The sequence below is a fragment of the Profundibacter amoris genome (assembly GCF_003544895.1).
GTDB classification, from domain to species: domain Bacteria; phylum Pseudomonadota; class Alphaproteobacteria; order Rhodobacterales; family Rhodobacteraceae; genus Profundibacter; species Profundibacter amoris.
Genome location: NZ_CP032125.1, coordinates 376,978 through 394,983, shown reverse-complemented (window position 1 = coordinate 394,983; position 18,006 = coordinate 376,978). Strand labels below are relative to the sequence as shown.

The following is an 18,006-nucleotide window of genomic DNA, read 5'->3' as shown; positions in this document are numbered from 1 at the left end:
TCCTCCGTTAGTTCAAGTGATCCTGCTGGCCCGTTCCCGATATCGCCTATTCGGCGGCCACGCTGGCCGCTTCATTCAGGTAGCTCAAAATCGAATCCGCTGCTTCGCGCCCATCCGCAATCGCCCAGACCACCAGTGACGCCCCGCGCACGATATCGCCCACGGCAAACACTCCGTCGATGGCGGTTTCATGGGTCTTGAAGTCGGCCTTGATGGTGCCCCAGCGTGTTACCTCAAGCGCGCCTTCGTCCCATAGTGTTGGCAGGTCTTCGGGCATAAAGCCCAGCGCCATGATGACCAGATCGGCCTGCTCGGTATAGTCCGCCCCCTCGATCACCTCGGGGCTTTGCCGGCCTGTGGCATCCGGCGCGCCAAGGTGCATTTTCTGCACTTTCACAGCTTCGACCGGATCGCCGATAAAACCGTTTGGTGCGGTTTGCCAGACAAATTCCACGCCTTCCTCTTCGGCGTTCTGAACCTCGCGCATACTGCCAGGCATGTTCTTTTTATCCCTGCGGTACAGGCATTTGACCGAAGTTGCCCCCTGCCGGATCGCGGTGCGCAAACAGTCCATCGCGGTATCCCCGCCGCCAATCACAACCACGCGCTTGCCTTTGGCATTCAACTCGCCGCTTTCATATTCCGGCACCACATCGCCAAAACCAACGCGGTTGCTGGCCGTCAGATAATCAATCGCCCGAACCACACCCTGTGCGCCCACGCCGGGGGCCTGCAAATCGCGGGATTTGTAAACGCCGGTGGCAATCAGCACTGCATCATGCTGGCCGCTGATCGCCTGAAAGCTCAGATCTTCGCCAACATTGCAGTTCAGCACAAACTGAACGCCTGCGGCCTCGAGCTGTTGTATCCGGCGCATCACCACATCTTTTTCCAGCTTGAACCCCGGAATCCCGTAGGTCAGCAAGCCGCCCGCACGGTCATAACGGTCATATACCGTGACCTGAACGCCCGCCTGCCGCAGCCTGTCCGCTGCCGCCAGCCCACCCGGTCCGGCGCCGATAATGCCAACAGAATCGCCCCGTTCCGCATAGGGCAGGTTTGGTTTGACCCAGCCGTTCTCCCACGCCGTATCGGTGATGTATTTCTCGATCGCACCGATCGTCACCGTTTCATGGCCAGAATTTTCGATTACACAATTGCCTTCGCATAACCGGTCCTGCGGGCAGATACGGCCACAGATTTCAGGGAAGGTGTTGGTCGCCTGGCTGATCTCGTATGCCTCTTGCAACCGCCCCTCGGCGGTCATCAACAACCAGTCGGGAATGTTGTTGTGCAGCGGGCAATGCGATTGGCAAAACGGCACGCCGCACTGGCTGCACCGGCTGGCTTGCTCTGCGGCCTTGGCCTTGGCGAATTCGGCATAGATTTCGTCAAAGTCGTGATTGCGCACTTCGGCATCCCGCTTTTGCGGCATATCCCGTTTCACATCGACAAATTTCAACATCGGTTGCTTGGCCACGGTTCTGACTCCATCTTTTTCCTGCTTCCTCTCATAAAGGGGAGGGGCAGAAAAGAAAAGTCATGTATGCTGACCTATATTAACTTTTTTTCGTGGCTCTGTCAGAATTCATGCCGGACGGGTCAAAATATAAGTAAGTATCATTTACCTATCTACCTTTACCCAATAAAAACAAGCCCCAGCAGCGCGGCCCCGCCCACAATAATCCGCCACCAGCCGAACAAGGCGTAGCCATTTTTACTAACATAGCCCAACAGCCACTTGACGACGAAAACCGCAGTAATGAATGCGGCGACAAAGCCGATCGCAATTTCATTCAACGCGCCCGCGTCCAGAACATCGCGATTCTTGTACAGATCATAGGCAAAGGCCCCTGCCATGGTTGGCATCGACAAAAAGAACGAAAACTCGGCCGCTGCACGTTTATCCGCCCCCATCAGCAACGCCCCGACAATCGTCGAACCCGAGCGCGAAACCCCCGGAATCATCGCCAGACACTGGATAAACCCGATGGCCAGCGACATCCCCAAGGGAAAGCGCATCGCATCGTGGTGGCGCGGGGTCAGCTTTAGCCGGTCCACCCACAACAGGATCACCCCGCCAAGGATCAGCATGATCGCAATCAGTTTGGGCGTTTCGAACAGCACTTCCTTGATAAAATCATGCGCCAGCACGCCGATTACCACGGCTGGCATAAACGCAATCAGGATCGACAGGATAAAGCGGCGCGATTGCGGATCATTCGGCGCGGTGCGAAACACATTCCACAGCTTGCCGGAATAGATCGTCAGGATTGCCAGAACCGACCCCAACTGGATCACTACCTCGAAGGTCTTGCCCGCCGATTCGAACCCCAGGAAATGGCCCGCCAACAACAGATGGCCGGTCGAGGACACCGGCAGGAATTCGGTCAACCCCTCCAACACCCCCAGAAACAGTGAAACCAGCGTGGTGCTGTCGGTCATGGGAACCCCTTAACTAGGCTTTACGCAACTTCTTGGCCGATTCCTTGATCGAGGCATATTCGCCGGACGGACGGAACCGCCACAGATAATCCGGCGCAACCGCTTCGAACGGGGTCGGTTTAATTCCCAGATCGGCCAGCCCGCGGGCGCCTTCGGAAACCACATTGTCATGCTTGAGCAAACGCACCTGGTCACGCGACAGGATAGTATTGGGGATCAGCCCCCCGGACATCGCCTGCATCATGTCAAAGCCGAACCCCATAACCGAGCCAACCCAGAACGGCAGGTTCACCACCAGACGACGGCGCTGAATTTCCTTCAGCATATATTCAACCAGCCCTTTAAGCGTATCCACTTCCGGCCCGCCCAACTCGTAAACGCCGGTGGGTGCGTCACCTGTCAAGGCGACTTCGGCAGCGGCGGCCACGTCATCGACATAAACCGGTTGAAAACGGCTATTTCCACCAACCAGGGGCAGAACCATCGAAAAAGTTGTCATTGATGCGAAGCGGTTAAAGAACTGATCCTCGACCCCGAACACCACAGACGGGCGCAGGATGGTTGCATCGGGGAAATAGGTCTTCACGCTCTGCTCGCCTAACCCTTTGGTGCGGGCATATTCACTGTCACTGTCTACATCGGCAGATATCGACGATAGATGCACCATCCGCTTGATACCGGCAAGTGATGCCAACCGCGCAATCCGCTCGGCCCCTTCATGGTGCACCGCATCGAATTTGTTCTTGCCCAGATTGTTCAGGATCCCCACACAGTTCACCACCGCGTCCGCCCCGCGCATCGCGTGCCTTACCGAAGCATCATCGCGAATGTTGCACAATTCCGGCTCGACCTGCCCGACCACACCATAGGTCTGCACGAACAGGGCCTCGTTGGGGCGACGCACCGCAACCCGCACACGCCAGCCTGCTTTGGCCATCCGCCGTGCAATGTAACGCCCGACAAAACCGGACCCGCCGTAAATGGTGACAAGTTTGGACATGGGAAACCTCCGATCAAATGTTGTTTTCTCAATAGCTTTTAACGGGCCCGGGGACAAGCAAAGATGATAAGGTGAAAAAATACCTTTTCTGCCGTTGACACCCCCCCCGAGTCTCTGTAATTCGCCCCTACGACACCTGCCCAGGTGGCGGAATGGTAGACGCGCTAGCTTCAGGTGCTAGTGTCCTTACGGGCGTGGAGGTTCAAGTCCTCTCCTGGGCACCAAAAAATCTTCTCATACATCCTCATATCTACTATAAGTCATTGTATTTGCAAGATTATACTATACCCAAATTTCTTATCTGAACATACAACACCCCCATTTCTCAGGTTTTTTGAGAGGTTTCGATTGGGGAAATACTCCCTAAATGCAATTGTCCGGATTTAATAGCAGCAAAGCAAATAGCCGGGAAAAACCCTGTAAACTGACTGATGGTGGTAGGCTGTTTCTGCTTGCGGAACTCAACAGATCAAAATTCTGGCAGCAGAAATACCGGCACCTTGAGATAGAGCGGTTATTGTCGCATGGAAAATATCCCGATGTCACACTCGATCAAGCACGTCAAAAGCTTCACGATGCGCGTGCACTCCTGGCTGAAGGAAAGGATCCCGCTACCAAGAAGAAGCTTGACCGGATAGCTGCAGAAACCCAAGCACGCACAACATTCAAACTGGTTGCAGAAGAATACCTTGAAAACTCAGCCGAACGCGGACTGACGGCTTCTACCATGAAGAAGAAGCGTTGGTTTCTCCTTGATCTGGCGTAACCGCTACACAATCGACCCATAGCCCCCCGCTGGACAGACCCCTTGCCATTACTGGCGCACCGGTGATCCGGCTGATGCTGACCAGCGAGACACCTGTAGCGCAAATTGCGGTGCGGCTGAACGATGTGCACCCCGATGGCAAAGTTAGCCGAATAACTTATGGCGTGCTAAATCTGACCCATCGGAATGGCTCGGAAAACCGGCCCCAATGCCTGTAAACCAGCCGGTTGATATTACCATGCGGCTAGACCAGATTGCCTATGAATTTCCCGCCGGTCATCGATTGCGCTTGTCCATTTCAAACGCCTATTGGCCGCTGATCTGACCGGCGCCGCAAAAAACCAGACTGCATCTGAGCGGCGGACAGATTGCCCTGCCAATGTTGTGCGAGGGGGGGCAGGATGTATGCTTTGAGACACCGCAAGCCGCCCCCGAATGGCAAGCAGATGTAATCCGGAAAGGTAGCAATCTACGTGAAACCACGACCGACCCGCAGACCGGAACGACCACCCTGCATATCGTTGATGATTTTGGCGCGCGCAAAGACGCCGATCATGTGCTGATCACTGACAGTGTCGCGCGGGAATGTTGGGTGATCCATCCTGACGATCCACTTTCGGCACGCGGGCGCACCCATTGGTGCGATATTTTACAACGTGTCAACTGGTGCCTGCGCACCGAAACCTATTCGCATATGTGGGCCGATGCAGCAAATTTTCACCTGAGCGCACGGATCGAAGCTTATGAAGGGGACCGGCTGGTGTTCGAGAAGGATTTCACCGAAACCATCCCGCGCGACATGATTTAAAGCGGCCCCTAATTGCCGGCGCTTTCCATTCGACGGGTTTCCAGCACGTCCTCAAGCCAGCCGATTTTCATTTCCGGTACCGATTTCAGCAACAAATCTGTGTAATCGTCAAACGGCGGGGCCAGCACCTGGCTTTTGGGCCCATACCGCACCAGTCGCCCCTGATACATCACCGCGATGCTGTCGGCGATCGCTTTGACCGTGGCCAGATCGTGGGTGATGAAAAGATAGGCCACATTTTCAATTTTCTGCAATCGCAACAACAGCTTTAGAATCCCATCGGCCACCAGAGGATCCAGGGCGCTTGTTACTTCGTCGCAAATGATCAGGCTGGGTTTGGCGGCCAGCGCGCGGGCAATACAGACGCGCTGCTTTTGGCCGCCGGACAATTCGGCGGGGTATCGATCAAGAAAACCATCGCCCATTTCTATTTCTTCCAGCAGTTCGGCAACCCGCTTGCGTTTTTCCGCCCCGCGCAAACCAAAATAGAATTCCAGCGGGCGGCCAATGATCGTGCCGACCGTCTGGCGCGGATTCATCGCCGTATCCGCCATTTGATAGATCATCTGCAGTTCGCGCAGATCATCCTTGGACCGGTTTACCAATGCCTTGGACAAGGACCGTTCGCCAAACATGACATCGCCTTCGAATGGCGGCAGCAGACCGGTGATCACCCGCGCCAATGTCGATTTGCCAGATCCGCTCTCGCCCACGACGGCCAGTGTCTGGCCCGCGTGCACCTCGACCGAAACATCGTCCAGCACTTGCACCATATTGCCATATGCCGCCGATATATTGCGCGCCACAAGCACCGGATTGTCGGTTGGCCGTTTTTCCTCGTGATCGATTGAGCGCACAGATACCAGCGCTTTGGTATAGTCCTCAACCGAGCGGGTGATGATTGCCTCGGCTGTGTTGCGCTCGATTTTTTCGCCATGGCGCAGGACCATTATTTCATCCGAAACCTGTGCCACCACGGCCAGATCATGGGTGATATAGATCGCGGCGACATCGGTGTTGCGGATCGCCTTTTTGATCGCGGCCAGAACGTCGATTTGCGTGGTCACATCCAGCGCGGTTGTCGGTTCGTCAAAGATAATCAGATCGGGTTCGGGCACCAGCGCCATCACCGTCATCGCCCGCTGCAACTGCCCGCCCGAAACCTGATGCGGAAAGCGGCGGCCAAAATTCTCGGGGTCCGGCAGGCCCAAATCATCAAACAAGGCCACAGCACGGGCTTCGGCCTCGGATTTGCTGGCGGTGCCGTGCTCCAGCGCGGATTCGATGATCTGTTCCATCAACCGCTTGGCCGGATTGAAAGACGCGGCGGCAGATTGCGACACATAGGTCACTTCTTTGCCCCGAAGGCGGCGCAAATCCCGTGTGCTGCCCGCCAGAATATCACGTCCGTTCAGCCAGACCTGCCCGCTTAACCGGATGCTGCCCCGTCCGTATCCCATGGCCGCAAGGCCAATGGTGGATTTGCCAGCACCGGATTCACCGATCAGCCCCAGCACCTTGCCCTTTTCCAGCGTCAGCGAAACGTCCTTGACGATGACAAGTTCGGCCGCCTTTTCGCCGGGAGGATAGATCGTTGCCGCAATCCGCAGATTACGGATGTCCAGCAGGTTGTCTGCCATGTCCTTAGCCACCGCGCCCTCCTTTCAGGTCCGACGTGCGGTTCAGCACCCAGTCGGCCACCAGATTGACAGAAATCGCCAGCACCGAAATCGCTGCTGCCGGATACAGCGCCGCGTTGATGCCAAACACGATGCCCTCTTTGTTTTCCTTAACCATGCCGCCCCAGTCTGTGGCCGGTGGCTGTACACCAAGGCCAAGGAAGGAAAGGGTGGACAGGAACAGCACTGCAAAGATAAACCGCAAGCCCAGTTCCGCCACCAGCGGCGACAGGGCATTTGGCAGGATTTCACGGAATATCACCCACATGCGCCCTTCGCCGCGCAATTTTGCGGCCTCGACGAAGTCCATAACATTGATATCCACCGCCACCGCGCGCGACAGGCGGAAAACACGGGTGGAATCCAGCATGCCCATGACAAGGATCAGAACCGGCAGCGTCACCGGCATCACCGACAAGACCACCAGCGCAAAAATCAGCGTAGGGATTGACATCAGCAAATCCACCAGACGCGACATAACCTGATCTACCCAGCCGCCGATTACCGCCGCCGTGAATCCCAGAAACGAGCCGAGCGTAAATGACAACACCGTTGCCAACGTGGCAATCAGGATTGTGGTGCGCCCGCCGTAAATCATTCTTGTCAGCAGGTCGCGGCCGATATTGTCAGTGCCAAGCACGAATTCGGCGCTGCGTGGCTCCCACACTCCGCCGACGACTTCGGCCATGCCATAAGGGGCAATCAGGGGCGCAAAGATTGCAATCAGGAAAAAGCTGCCTGTCATAATCAGGCCGATCAGGGCCGAAATAGGTATCTTCATTTCGGATGCCTCAGCCTTGGATTACTGACAATCGCAACGATATCGGCAACCAGGATAAGCATGACGTAAACCGCTGCAAATATCAGGCCGCAGGCCTGCACCACCGGCACATCACGCTTGGCCACATGGTCGACCAGATATTGACCCATTCCGGGATAGACAAAGATCACCTCGACCACCACAACCCCGACCACCAGATAGGCAAGGTTGATCATTACCACATTGACGATTGGCGAAATCGCATTCGGAAAGGCGTGGCGAAAGATCACGTTAAAGGCCGACAACCCCTTTAGTTCAGCGGTCTCGATATAGGCCGATTGCATCACGTTCAGGATCGCGGCGCGCGTCATACGCATCATATGCGCCAGCACCACCATTGTCAGAACCGCCACCGGCAAGGCGATGGCGTTCAGCTTTTCCAGCAGGCTCATGCTGCTGTAAATCGTGGCGACCGAAGGGAACCAGCGCAACTTTACCGCAAAGAAAAAGATCAGCACATAGCCGATGAAAAATTCAGGCAGCGAAATTGACGCCAATGTAACGCCCGAGATCAGTTTGTCAGGCCAGCGGTTGCGATACCGCACAGCCAGCAGACCCAGCAAAATGGCCAGTGGCACCGCGACAACAGCAGCAGTAGCGGCCAGAAACAAAGTGTTGCCCAGACGTTTCCCGATCTGGGTGCTGATATCGGCCCCGTTGGAAAGGGCTGTCCCCAGATCGCCAGTCAGAACCCCGCCCAACCAGCGGAAATAGCGCACATAGGCAGGATCGTTCAGGCCCAGCTCCTCGCGCAGGTTGGCAAGCGCTTGCGGGGTGGCTGATTGGCCCAGAATGCTTTGGGCCACATCGCCCGGCAGAATTTGTGTGCCGGCAAAAATCAGCGCCGACACGGCGAGTAGCAAAAGGAGGCCCAACAACAATCGCTGGGCCACCAGTTTCAATAATGAGGACATACCCTGTTAAGCCTTGATCCAGGCCTTGATCAGGGATTTATCATACATCAGGCCACCGTTCGGGTCATTCTCGTAGCCGCCAACCTTGTCCCCTACCGCATCAAGGAAATCATTGAACATCGGCAGGATCAGGCCGCCTTCGTCACGCACCATAAGGGCGGCTTCGCGGTACATTTCCTTGCGTTTGGCCGCATCCAGTTCACCACGGGCCTGGATGATGATCTTGTCAAAATCGGGCCTGATGAATTTGGTGTCGTTCCAGTCAGCAGTGGATAGATACGCAGTTGAATACATCTGGTCTTGCACCGGACGACCACTCCAGTAAGAGGCGCTGAATGGTTTGACATTCCAGACCTCGGACCAATACCCGTCACCCGGTTCACGCTTGATCTCGAGCTGGATACCGGCGGCCTCGGCGCTTTGCTGGAACAGCTGTGTTGCATCCACAGCACCGGGGAAGGCAACATCGGATGTGCGCAACACGATTGGTCCGTCATGGCCGGATTTTTTGAAGTGGAACTTGGCCTTGTCAGGATCGTATTCGCGTTGCTCGATCCCCTCGGGGAACAGCGGATAAGATGCATTGATCGGAAAATCATTCCCGACCGAACCATAACCCTGAAGGATTTTATCAACCATTTCCTGACGGTTGATCGCATATTTCAGCGCCATACGCAGATCGTTATTGTCAAAAGGTGCCGTGTTTACATGCATGATAAATACATAATGTCCGCGGCCGGATACACTATGCAGCTCGACCCCGGGAATCCTTTTAACCAGATCGGCAACTTTGGGCTCAACCCGGTTGATCATATGTACCTGCCCGGATTGTAACGCCGCCAAACGGGCGGTGGCATCGTTTAGGATCAAAATTTCAACTTCATCCGCATGGCCGCGCGTGTCATCCCAGTAGTTTTCAAATTTTGTCCCGACATGACGCACACCAGGATCGTTTTCTGCAATTTTATAGGCGCCAGTACCGATACCGGCTGTCGGGTCGTCCTTGCCGCCGTTTGGCATGATCATCAGGTGGTAATCCGCCATCAGATAGGGAAGGTCGGCATTTGGCTCGGCCAAGGTGATCACCACGTTCTGACCATCGGCCATCACGCTCTCGATGCCTTAGACAATACCAAGTGCGCCGGATTTCGAATTTTCATCCGAATGGCGCTCGATCGTGGCCACCACATCCGCAGGCGTCATGGTTTTACCGTTGTGGAATTCCACTCCTTCGCGGATTTTGAAATTCCAGGTTTTGGCATCTGCCGAAGCTTCGACATTCTCGGCCAGCCGCATTTCGACATCACCGCTTGGGCTGACCTCGACCAGACCTTCGGCCCATGTGCGGCCAAATCCAATAGGGGCATCCGAGGCCCAAAGAGCGGAATCAAGGGAATCCGAGGATGCACCACCCTGATAGCCAGCCTTCAGGGTGCCACCCTTCATTGGGCCTGCGGCCTTGGCGGCTGAACTTAGCAGCCCGCTGGCTACGACGGATGATACACCAAGCGCAGTTGCACGCCCGAGAAATGCGCGGCGATTCATTAGGCCGCGGACAACCTTGTGACTTAAATATTCCAGCTCTTTCGACATTTCATATTCTCCCAGGTGACAGGGCGCAAATAGCCCCGAAATTTATTCTAACGGTAGAATTTCAAGCGCCCTGAATTCGGCTGCAAGACGACTAACGTCTTCTTTTCTACAGATACGAAATTACTCCCCCTTCAATAATAGGCGCACAAACACGACGCTTTTACCTCTTTGTGCGACATAAATCTTGCAAAAACATGCCAGACTTCATTGATATGCTTTGTCATTTATATTGATCCGTCAATCAAAAATCGTCCTTATTATAATCCCGCCGCCTTGTTTGTTGCGGTGTTTCGCGAAATTCCTGACGGTAGGCCCGCGTCATTGCGCTTGCATTTTCATAGCCAGACCGAAGGGCAATTTCGGCAACACCAAGGCCGGTTTTTTGCACCAGACGGCGCGCGGCCTGCAACCGGATACGGCGATAGGCCTGCAAAGGTCCGGTTCCCAGTTCGGATTGAAACAGTGCTGTCATTCGGCGGGGTTTTAGCCCCAGTTGTTGAGCAATCTGCGGCATGGTCAGCGGATATTCCTGATTGTCCCGCATTACTGCCAGCGCGACGGCAACGGTATTTGAAGGGTTGCGCGGCAGCCCCTCATCCCAGCTGCCGTCATCGCCTTGCATGAACAGGGCGGCCACTTCGGTGCGCAAGGCTTCTCCGTGGTCGATTGCGATCATCCTTTGCGCCAGTTCGAACGAAGTCATCGCCCCGCCACAAGACCAGCGATTGCCGTCCATTACCAATCTTTCACGCTGCACCTGCACTTCGGGAAATGCCTCGTGGAAATCCTCGATCTCGTCCCAGTGGATGGTTGCCCTGCGCCCCTCAAGCAGTCCGGCCGCCGCCATCAGCCAACTGCCCATATCCAGCCCGGCGACAGCCTGAAACCGCACTGCCGCCTGCCGCAGTGCGCGCAACATATCAGGGGTGGCATAGCTGCGGTATCCATAGCTGGGCAACAACATCAGCACATCCCCGCCCGACGCCCGTCCCAGCGATGCCTGAACCGAAACCGGCAATCCGCTGGACGATGTCACCGGCGCCCCGTCAACCGACAGATAGCTCCAGTCATACGCCTGCCATCCCAGCAGGCTGTTGACCGCGCGTAGCGGTTCAACCGCATTGGCCAGACAATGGTTCGAGAACCTCTCGAACAACAATACGCCGATCCGTTTTGTCCGGCTGGATTTTATCTGCCATTTTCGCATAGTATTTATACAATCCTGCATGATGGCAAAAATCAAGCCGGATAGTGTTTTCCCGAACAGACAGCCGGAGATGCCAAATGCCCCTTGAAATGAACACCAATGTATTCATCACCTGCGCCATCACGGGATCGGGCAGCACGCAGGACCGCAGCCCGCATGTGCCCCGCTCTCCACAACAGATCGCCGACAGCGCCATCGCCGCGGCCCGCGCGGGCGCGGCCGTGGTGCATTGCCATGTGCGTGATCCAAAAACCGGGGTGCCCAGTCGTGATCTGAAACTGTATCGCGAGGTCACTGACCTGATCCGCGCTTCGGATGTGGATATGGTGCTGAACCTGACCGCAGGCATGGGCGGCGATTTGGTCACCGGTGCACCGGATGCCCCCCTGCCGCTGGTCGAGGGCACCGATATGGTCAGCGCCGCAGACCGCGTAGCGCATATTGCCGACTGTCTGCCGGAAATCTGCACACTGGATTGCGGCACGATGAATTTCGCCGAAGCCGACTATGTGATGGTGAACACGCCCGGGATGCTGGTTGAAATGGGCCGGATGATGACCAAGCTGGGCGTAAAGCCGGAAATCGAGGCCTTTGACACCGGCCATCTGTGGTATGCCAAGAAACTGGTTGAGGACGGGGTGCTGGATGCGCCTGCTTTGGTGCAATTATGCATGGGTGTGCCGTGGGGCGCGCCGGATGATCTGAATACGTTTATGGCGATGGTCAACAACGTCCCCAATGACTGGAACTGGTCCGCCTTTTCGCTGGGGCGCAACGAAATGGCCTATGTTGCCGCCGCTGTGCTGGTCGGAGGCAATGTGCGCGTCGGGCTGGAAGACAACCTTTGGCTAGGTAAGGGCGAACTGGCCACCAACGAAGCACTGGTCGCCCGTGCCGTCACCATCATCGAAGCGATGGGTGCCCGCGTGATGGGCCCCGCCGAGGTGCGCGAAAAGCTGGGGCTGACCAAACGGATGCCCCGCACATGAGCGCGGACAGAAAAACCGCAGCAATCATCGGCGGTGGCGTCATCGGTGGCGGCTGGGCCGCGCGGTTTTTGCTAAACGGCTGGGACGTGTGCGTGTTTGACCCAGATGCGCAGGCCCAGCGCAAAATCACCGCAGTGCTGGAAAACGCCCGCTATGCCCTACCGATGCTTTACAACACGGCGTTGCCCGATGAAGGATCCCTGACATATTGCGAAACCATTTCCGGCGCGGTGCAAAATGCCGACTGGATTCAAGAGAGCGCCCCCGAACGGCTGGCGCTGAAACGCAAGGTCTATCAGACCACGCAGGAACATTGCCGCGCTGACGCTATCATTGCGTCTTCCACCTCCGGCTTCAAACCGTCCGAAATTCAGGGCTGCGCCACGCGCCCCGAACAGATCATCGTCGCCCATCCATTCAATCCGGTTTATCTGTTGCCTCTGGTCGAAATAGTGGCCACTGATGAAAACCCGCCTGAGATGACCGACCGCGCCACCGGTATCATCGAAAGCCTGGGCATGTTTCCCCTGCGGGTACGGGCCGAAATCGACGCCCATATCGCCGACCGGTTTCTGGAGGCGGTCTGGCGCGAGGCGCTGTGGCTGATCAAGGGCGAGATCGCCACAACCGAAGAAATCGACAACGCGATCCGCTATGGTTTTGGTCTGCGGTGGGCACAAATGGGGCTGTTTGAAACCTACCGCATTGCCGGAGGCGAAGCAGGGATGCGCCACTTTATCGACCAGTTCGGCCCCTGCCTGCAATGGCCCTGGACCAAACTGATGGACGTGCCGGAATTGACAGACGAGTTGGTGGAAATGATCGCCAGCCAGTCCGACGCGCAATCAGGTGCCCATACCATCCGGCAGCTGGAGCGGATGCGCGATGAAAACCTTGTCGGCATATTGCTTAGTCTGAAAACCCGCGATGCGGCGGCCGGTGCGCTGCTGAACACTCACGAGGCACGGATCACCCAACCACCTGATACAAGCGGGGCGGAACCGATCACGACCCTGAACCGCAACGTGCCGATCGACTGGACCGATTACAACGGCCATATGAACGAAAGCCGCTATGGTCAGGTTTTTTCAGATGCAGCCGATGTGGTGATGGCGCTGCTCGGGGCTGATGCGGAATACATTAAAGGGGACAACAGTTATTTCACCGTCGATATCCATATCCGTTTCTTGCAGGAAACCCGCACGGGCCAACGCTTCAGCGTCCACAGCCGTGTGTTGCTTGGCGAGGGTAAAAAACTGCGCCTATATCACAAAATGCTGGCTGATGACGGCAGTGTAATAGCCACGGGCGAACAGATGCTGATCCACGTCAGCCTGAAAACCCGCCGCGCTTGCGAGCCACAGCCCGAAATATTGGCAAAACTGGAATCGCTGGCCGCTGCACATGCCACCATTCCCCTGCCCGACCACCTAAAGGATACCTGATGAACTTCGGCCTGACAGACGAACAGGAAATGATCGTTTCCACTGTGCGCAGCTTTGTTGAAAATGAAATATACCCGCACGAAGAACGGGTCGAGCGCACCGGCGAAGTATCCGCCGAGATCGCACAACAGATCAAGCAGAAAACCATTGATCTGGGTTTTTACGCCTGCAATTTCCCCGAAAGCGTCGGCGGTGCGGGGTTGTCGCATGTGGATTTCGCGCTGGTCGAACGGGAATTGGGGCGCGGATCAATGGCGCTGACCCATTTCTTTGGCCGCCCGCAGAATATCCTGATGGCGTGTGAGGGCGATCAGGTGGAGCGCTATCTTCTGCCAGCAGTGCGCGGCGAAAGGATGGATGCGCTGGCGATGACAGAACCCGCGGCCGGATCGGACGTGCGCGGTATGAAATGCAGTGCCGTGCGCGATGGCGGCGATTGGGTAATTAACGGCACCAAACATTTCATATCAGGCGCCGAACACGCCGATTTCGTGATCGTCTTTGTCGCGACCGGTACCGATGACACGCCACGCGGCCCCAAGAAACGCATCACCACCTTTCTGGTTGATCGCGGCACAAAGGGCTTCACCATCCGCGAAGGCTACACATCGGTCAGCCATCGCGGTTACAAGAATATGATTCTGGAATTCGATGACTGCCGCCTGCCCGATGCGCAGGTGTTGGGCGAAGTGGATGGCGGTTTTGCGGTGATGAACGAATGGCTCTATGCCACCCGCATCACCGTGGCGACAATGGCCGTCGGTCGGGCGCGTCGCTGTTTCGATCTGGCGCTGAACTATGCGGCGGAACGCGAGCAGTTCGGCCAGCCAATCGGCAAATTTCAGGGAATAAGCTTCCAGATCGCCGATATGATCACTGAAATTGATGCCGCCGACTGGCTGACACTGGCATCCGCATGGCGGCTGGATCAGGGGCTGCCCGCCAATCGCGAAATCGCCAGCGCCAAACTTTATGCCAGCGAAATGCTGGCCCGCGTCACCGACACCACCCTGCAAATCTTTGGCGGTATGGGGCTGATGGATGATTTCCCGATCGAACGCTTTTGGCGCGATGCGCGGGTTGAACGGATCTGGGACGGAACATCGGAAATCCAGCGCCACATTATCAGCCGCGAGTTGCTGCGGCCATTGGGAGCATAAGAGTGTCTATGCCTGCGGCGCGGATATTTAAGAAAAGAAGAAAGAAAGAGCCCTTCGCCCTGATCAACAGAACGAAGGGCCTTCTCCTTTTACGGTCATCGGCGTCCCCGCCTGTACCGCAACCACAGACCACAACAATTTTATTAAAATTTCGTTTCTTCTTTTTAAAAATATCCCCGCCGGAGGCATCTGCACTTTCCCCCTGCCCGCGGGTGGAAATATGAACGCGGGGCTGAAAAGGCTGCTACGCCCTAAATCCATTGCCGTGATCGGCGGCGGGACTTGGTGCGAAAACGTGATCCGGCAATCAGGCGCTTTCGGGTTTGAGGGAGACATTTGGCCAGTCCACCCCGGACGCGCCAAAATAGCCGGATTGCCGACCTACCCGGATATCGAAGCCCTGCCAACCGCCCCCGATGCAGCATTCATCGGCATTAATCGTCACGCCACGATCGAAGCCGTGGCAACGCTGTCAGAAAAAGGGGCGGGTGGCGTGGTATGCTTTGCCAGCGGGTTTCTGGAAGCCAAGGCCGAGGACAGCAGCGGTGCCAACCTGCAAGCACAACTGCTGCAAGCGGCAGGCGACATGACGGTGATCGGGCCGAATTGCTATGGTTTCATCAACGCACTGGATGGCGCTTTGCTATGGCCCGACCAGCAGGGTCTGCAGCATCTGCAAAGCGGCGTCGCCATCATCACACAATCCAGCAATATCGCCATCAACCTGACCATGCAGCGCCGCGGTCTGCCGCTAGCCTATGTGGTAACGGCCGGCAATCAGGCCCAAACCGGTCTGGCCGAAATTGGTATGGAAATACTGCGGGATGATCGCGTGACAGCCCTTGGCCTGCATATCGAGGGTATAGGCGACATTCGCGCACTCGAGGCTTTGGCAGATACGGCGCGTATGACGGGCAAATCCATTGTGGCCCTGAAGGTTGGCAATTCCGATCAGGCCCGTGCTGCCACAGTTTCGCACACCGCTTCGCTAGCGGGCAGCGCCGCCGGTGCTTCGGCTCTGCTGCGGCGGTTGGGAATTGCACAAGTCGCCACCCTGCCCGAACTTACAGAGGCACTGAAACTGCTGCATGTGACCGGGCCATTGCCCAGCAACCACATCGCCTCCCTGTCCTGCTCGGGGGGCGAGGCCAGCTTGATGGCTGATCTAGCCGGCCCGTGTGGGATTGTATTTCCAGCATTGACCGACATCTGCAACAATGCTCTGCGCAAGGCACTTGGGCCAATGGTCAGTCTAGCCAATCCGCTGGATTATCATACCTATATCTGGGGCGATGTTAAGGCAATGACCACGACCTTTGGTGCGATAATGCAGGGGGATATCGCCCTTGGCATTGTGGTGGCCGATTTCCCGCGCAATGACCGTTGCGATCCGGCAGATTGGGACTGTGTGATCGATGCTGTCATTGCGGCGCAAAAAGCAAGCGGCAAGCCGATGGCGATTGCCGCATCATTACCAGAAAACATGTCCGAAAGGGTTGCCATACGCCTGATCGAAAACGGGATCATCCCCCTGTGTGGCCTGCCCGAAGCCCTAACCGCCGCACGGGTCGGTGCCGAATGTGGCCAAATACACCCTGCCCCGCCCCAGCCGGTGTTATTGCCCCAAACACCGAACCGGTACGCACCCCTGAACGAAGCAAAAGCAAAGGCCGCGCTTGCAGCTTATGGGGTTCAGGTACCGCATGCCTGTCGCGCGGATTCAATACAGGATTTAGCGCGCGCGTTGCAGGGCTTAGCCTATCCGCTGGTTCTGAAAGGCGAGGGGTTGGCCCACAAAAGCGAGGCCGGAGCAGTTGTGCTGGGGCTAGCCAACGCCGATCAGGTGTTGAACGCCGCCAAGGACATGCCCACCAACAGTTTTCTGGTCGAGGAGATGATCACAGGCTGCCTATGCGAATTGCTGGTTGGCGTGGTGCTGGACCCGGCGCACGGGTATGTTCTGACACTTGGCGCGGGCGGCGTGTTGACGGAACTGTTGCGTGATACCGCCAGCCTGCTGATCCCGGCCAGCCGCGCCGATATCAAAAGCGCCCTGCGCGGGCTGAGAATATACGCGCAACTAAACGGGTATCGCGGCAGCCCCGCCGCTGACCTGCCCGCCGTTATTGACGCAGTGATGGCAATCCAGTCCTATGTCATCGACAATCACGGGCAGGCCATCGAAATCGAGGTTAACCCGCTTATGTGTCTGGCCGATGATGCCATTGCCGCCGATGCCCTGATCCGAACTGGAGAAAAAACATGACAGAAAACCCGATCAAGACCCGTACAATCGGCAAGGTGCTGGAAGTCACCCTTGACCGGCCCAAGGCCAATGCGATTGATCTGGCGACCAGCCGGATCATGGGACAGGTATTTGCCGGTTTTCGCGATGATCCGGATTTGCGTGTGGCAATCCTGACAGGGGCGGGTGACAAGTTCTTTTGCCCCGGCTGGGATCTGAAAGCTGCAGCTGACGGGGATGCGGTGGATGGCGACTATGGCGTCGGGGGTTTTGGCGGGTTGCAGGAACTGCCTGATTTGAACAAGGTGGTGATTGCCGCGGTCAACGGCATTGCCTGCGGTGGCGGGCTGGAGCTGATGCTGTCTTGTGATTTGATCATGGCGGCAGATCACGCCAGTTTCGCCCTGCCGGAAATCCGGTCAGGCACGATTGCCGATGCTGCGTCACTAAAGCTGCCAAAACGCATTCCTTACCACGTTGCGATGGACCTGTTGCTGACGGGCCGCTGGTTTGATGTGCAAGAGGCGCAGCAATTGGGGGTGGTGAACTATGTGTATCCGGCGGATCAATTGTTGGAAAAGGCGCATGAATTGGCCGCTGAACTGGCCGCCGGTCCATCCTTGGTTCAGGCCGCGATCAAAGAAGTGGTGCGCGAGGCCGAGAACATGAAATTCCAGGATGCGCTGGATAAAATTACCGGCAGTGTTTTTCCGACGATAAAAACTTTGTATTCTTCCGATGATCAACTGGAAGGTGCCCGTGCCTTTGCTGAAAAACGTGATCCTGTGTGGAAGGGGGAATAACCAGCCCGATATGTAGATGTTCTGTTCGTTATCAATGTGCAATCAAGACAAACCCCCGGAACAATTACTTGATAATTTCAGCCTTTCTGGCTGGGCTTTGCAAGGGCCTGATGGTTGTGTGCACCATGTGGC

General features: G+C 56.5%; 14 protein-coding genes, 1 tRNA gene and 2 pseudogenes. 9 read left to right on the top strand and 8 right to left on the bottom strand.

What is annotated here, in order from left to right:
• Positions 1 to 46: 46 nt before the first annotated feature.
• From BAR1_RS01890 to BAR1_RS01880, 3 genes are all read right to left on the bottom strand, one after another.
• Positions 47 to 1,480: an NAD(P)-dependent oxidoreductase gene (locus tag BAR1_RS01890; protein WP_118941449.1), complete on the bottom strand. Its 1,434-nt coding sequence runs from the start codon at positions 1,478 to 1,480 to the stop codon at positions 47 to 49.
• A 158-nt stretch (positions 1,481 to 1,638) separates the two neighbouring features.
• On the bottom strand, positions 1,639 to 2,445 hold the full coding sequence (locus BAR1_RS01885; RefSeq protein ID WP_118941448.1) for an undecaprenyl-diphosphate phosphatase: 807 nt from the start codon (positions 2,443 to 2,445) through the stop codon (positions 1,639 to 1,641).
• 13 nt (positions 2,446 to 2,458) lie between these two features.
• On the bottom strand, positions 2,459 to 3,445 hold the full coding sequence (locus BAR1_RS01880; protein ID WP_118941447.1) for a complex I NDUFA9 subunit family protein: 987 nt from the start codon (positions 3,443 to 3,445) through the stop codon (positions 2,459 to 2,461).
• A 138-nt stretch (positions 3,446 to 3,583) separates the two neighbouring features.
• Here BAR1_RS01880 and BAR1_RS01875 point away from each other — a divergent pair.
• The 4 genes and pseudogenes from BAR1_RS01875 (at position 3,584) to BAR1_RS01855 (ending at position 5,019) form a co-directional block, all read left to right on the top strand.
• Positions 3,584 to 3,669 (top strand) — tRNA-Leu (locus tag BAR1_RS01875).
• Between the two features lie 143 nt (positions 3,670 to 3,812).
• Positions 3,813 to 4,211 (top strand): Arm DNA-binding domain-containing protein, encoded by a 399-nt coding sequence (locus tag BAR1_RS01870; RefSeq protein ID WP_118941446.1) that lies wholly within the window; start codon positions 3,813 to 3,815, stop codon positions 4,209 to 4,211.
• Between the two features lie 74 nt (positions 4,212 to 4,285).
• Positions 4,286 to 4,536, top strand: a pseudogene (locus BAR1_RS18375) (CocE/NonD family hydrolase C-terminal non-catalytic domain-containing protein).
• 54 nt (positions 4,537 to 4,590) lie between these two features.
• On the top strand, positions 4,591 to 5,019 hold the full coding sequence (locus BAR1_RS01855; RefSeq protein ID WP_118941443.1) for a hypothetical protein: 429 nt from the start codon (positions 4,591 to 4,593) through the stop codon (positions 5,017 to 5,019).
• A gap of 8 nt (positions 5,020 to 5,027) precedes the next feature.
• On the opposite strand, the gene BAR1_RS01850 is transcribed toward BAR1_RS01855, so the two are convergent.
• The 5 genes and pseudogenes from BAR1_RS01850 to BAR1_RS01830 form a co-directional block, all read right to left on the bottom strand.
• Positions 5,028 to 6,659, bottom strand: coding sequence for an ABC transporter ATP-binding protein (locus tag BAR1_RS01850; protein WP_118941442.1), 1,632 nt, complete (start codon positions 6,657 to 6,659; stop codon positions 5,028 to 5,030).
• 4 nt (positions 6,660 to 6,663) lie between these two features.
• On the bottom strand, positions 6,664 to 7,479 hold the full coding sequence (locus BAR1_RS01845) for an ABC transporter permease (RefSeq protein WP_118941441.1): 816 nt from the start codon (positions 7,477 to 7,479) through the stop codon (positions 6,664 to 6,666).
• Complete coding sequence (locus BAR1_RS01840; RefSeq protein WP_118941440.1) at positions 7,476 to 8,432, bottom strand: ABC transporter permease; 957 nt, start codon at positions 8,430 to 8,432, stop codon at positions 7,476 to 7,478. Before BAR1_RS01840 ends, BAR1_RS01845 begins: the two co-directional genes overlap by 4 nt.
• A gap of 6 nt (positions 8,433 to 8,438) precedes the next feature.
• Positions 8,439 to 10,025: pseudogene (locus BAR1_RS01835) on the bottom strand (ABC transporter substrate-binding protein).
• 241 nt (positions 10,026 to 10,266) lie between these two features.
• Complete coding sequence (locus BAR1_RS01830) at positions 10,267 to 11,232, bottom strand: GlxA family transcriptional regulator (RefSeq protein ID WP_118941439.1); 966 nt, start codon at positions 11,230 to 11,232, stop codon at positions 10,267 to 10,269.
• Positions 11,233 to 11,309: 77 nt separating this feature from the next.
• Between BAR1_RS01830 and BAR1_RS01825 the strand changes: the two genes are divergently transcribed.
• The 5 genes from BAR1_RS01825 (at position 11,310) to BAR1_RS01805 (ending at position 17,874) form a co-directional block, all read left to right on the top strand.
• Complete coding sequence (locus BAR1_RS01825; RefSeq protein WP_118941438.1) at positions 11,310 to 12,221, top strand: BKACE family enzyme; 912 nt, start codon at positions 11,310 to 11,312, stop codon at positions 12,219 to 12,221.
• Positions 12,218 to 13,666 carry a carnitine 3-dehydrogenase gene (locus tag BAR1_RS01820; protein ID WP_118941437.1) on the top strand — a complete coding sequence of 483 codons (1,449 nt, stop codon included), beginning with the start codon at positions 12,218 to 12,220 and terminating at the stop codon, positions 13,664 to 13,666. The genes BAR1_RS01825 and BAR1_RS01820 overlap by 4 nt, the downstream gene beginning before the upstream one ends.
• Positions 13,666 to 14,826, top strand: a complete 1,161-nt coding sequence (locus BAR1_RS01815; RefSeq protein WP_118941436.1) for an acyl-CoA dehydrogenase family protein — start codon at positions 13,666 to 13,668, stop codon at positions 14,824 to 14,826. The genes BAR1_RS01820 and BAR1_RS01815 overlap by 1 nt, the downstream gene beginning before the upstream one ends.
• 220 nt (positions 14,827 to 15,046) lie before the next feature.
• Positions 15,047 to 17,092: an acetate--CoA ligase family protein gene (locus BAR1_RS01810; RefSeq protein WP_118941435.1), complete on the top strand. Its 2,046-nt coding sequence runs from the start codon at positions 15,047 to 15,049 to the stop codon at positions 17,090 to 17,092.
• A complete protein-coding gene (locus BAR1_RS01805; protein ID WP_118941434.1) occupies positions 17,089 to 17,874 on the top strand; it encodes a carnitinyl-CoA dehydratase in 786 nt (261 codons plus the stop codon). The genes BAR1_RS01810 and BAR1_RS01805 overlap by 4 nt, the downstream gene beginning before the upstream one ends.
• The last annotated feature ends 132 nt before the right edge of the window (positions 17,875 to 18,006 follow it).

What these genes read in the sequence shown, in the direction of transcription:
- BAR1_RS01885 (WP_118941448.1), bottom strand. Translation starts at nt 2,445, where the DNA reads ATGACCGACAGCACCACGCTGGTTTCACTGTTTCTGGGGGTGTTGGAG.
- BAR1_RS01880 (WP_118941447.1), bottom strand. Translation starts at nt 3,445, where the DNA reads ATGTCCAAACTTGTCACCATTTACGGCGGGTCCGGTTTTGTCGGGCGT.
- BAR1_RS01870 (WP_118941446.1), top strand. Translation starts at nt 3,813, where the DNA reads ATGCAATTGTCCGGATTTAATAGCAGCAAAGCAAATAGCCGGGAAAAA.
- BAR1_RS01855 (WP_118941443.1), top strand. Translation starts at nt 4,591, where the DNA reads ATGTTGTGCGAGGGGGGGCAGGATGTATGCTTTGAGACACCGCAAGCC.
- BAR1_RS01850 (WP_118941442.1), bottom strand. Translation starts at nt 6,659, where the DNA reads ATGGCAGACAACCTGCTGGACATCCGTAATCTGCGGATTGCGGCAACG.
- BAR1_RS01845 (WP_118941441.1), bottom strand. Translation starts at nt 7,479, where the DNA reads ATGAAGATACCTATTTCGGCCCTGATCGGCCTGATTATGACAGGCAGC.
- BAR1_RS01840 (WP_118941440.1), bottom strand. Translation starts at nt 8,432, where the DNA reads ATGTCCTCATTATTGAAACTGGTGGCCCAGCGATTGTTGTTGGGCCTC.
- BAR1_RS01830 (WP_118941439.1), bottom strand. Translation starts at nt 11,232, where the DNA reads ATGCGAAAATGGCAGATAAAATCCAGCCGGACAAAACGGATCGGCGTA.
- BAR1_RS01825 (WP_118941438.1), top strand. Translation starts at nt 11,310, where the DNA reads ATGCCCCTTGAAATGAACACCAATGTATTCATCACCTGCGCCATCACG.
- BAR1_RS01820 (WP_118941437.1), top strand. Translation starts at nt 12,218, where the DNA reads ATGAGCGCGGACAGAAAAACCGCAGCAATCATCGGCGGTGGCGTCATC.
- BAR1_RS01815 (WP_118941436.1), top strand. Translation starts at nt 13,666, where the DNA reads ATGAACTTCGGCCTGACAGACGAACAGGAAATGATCGTTTCCACTGTG.
- BAR1_RS01810 (WP_118941435.1), top strand. Translation starts at nt 15,047, where the DNA reads ATGAACGCGGGGCTGAAAAGGCTGCTACGCCCTAAATCCATTGCCGTG.
- BAR1_RS01805 (WP_118941434.1), top strand. Translation starts at nt 17,089, where the DNA reads ATGACAGAAAACCCGATCAAGACCCGTACAATCGGCAAGGTGCTGGAA.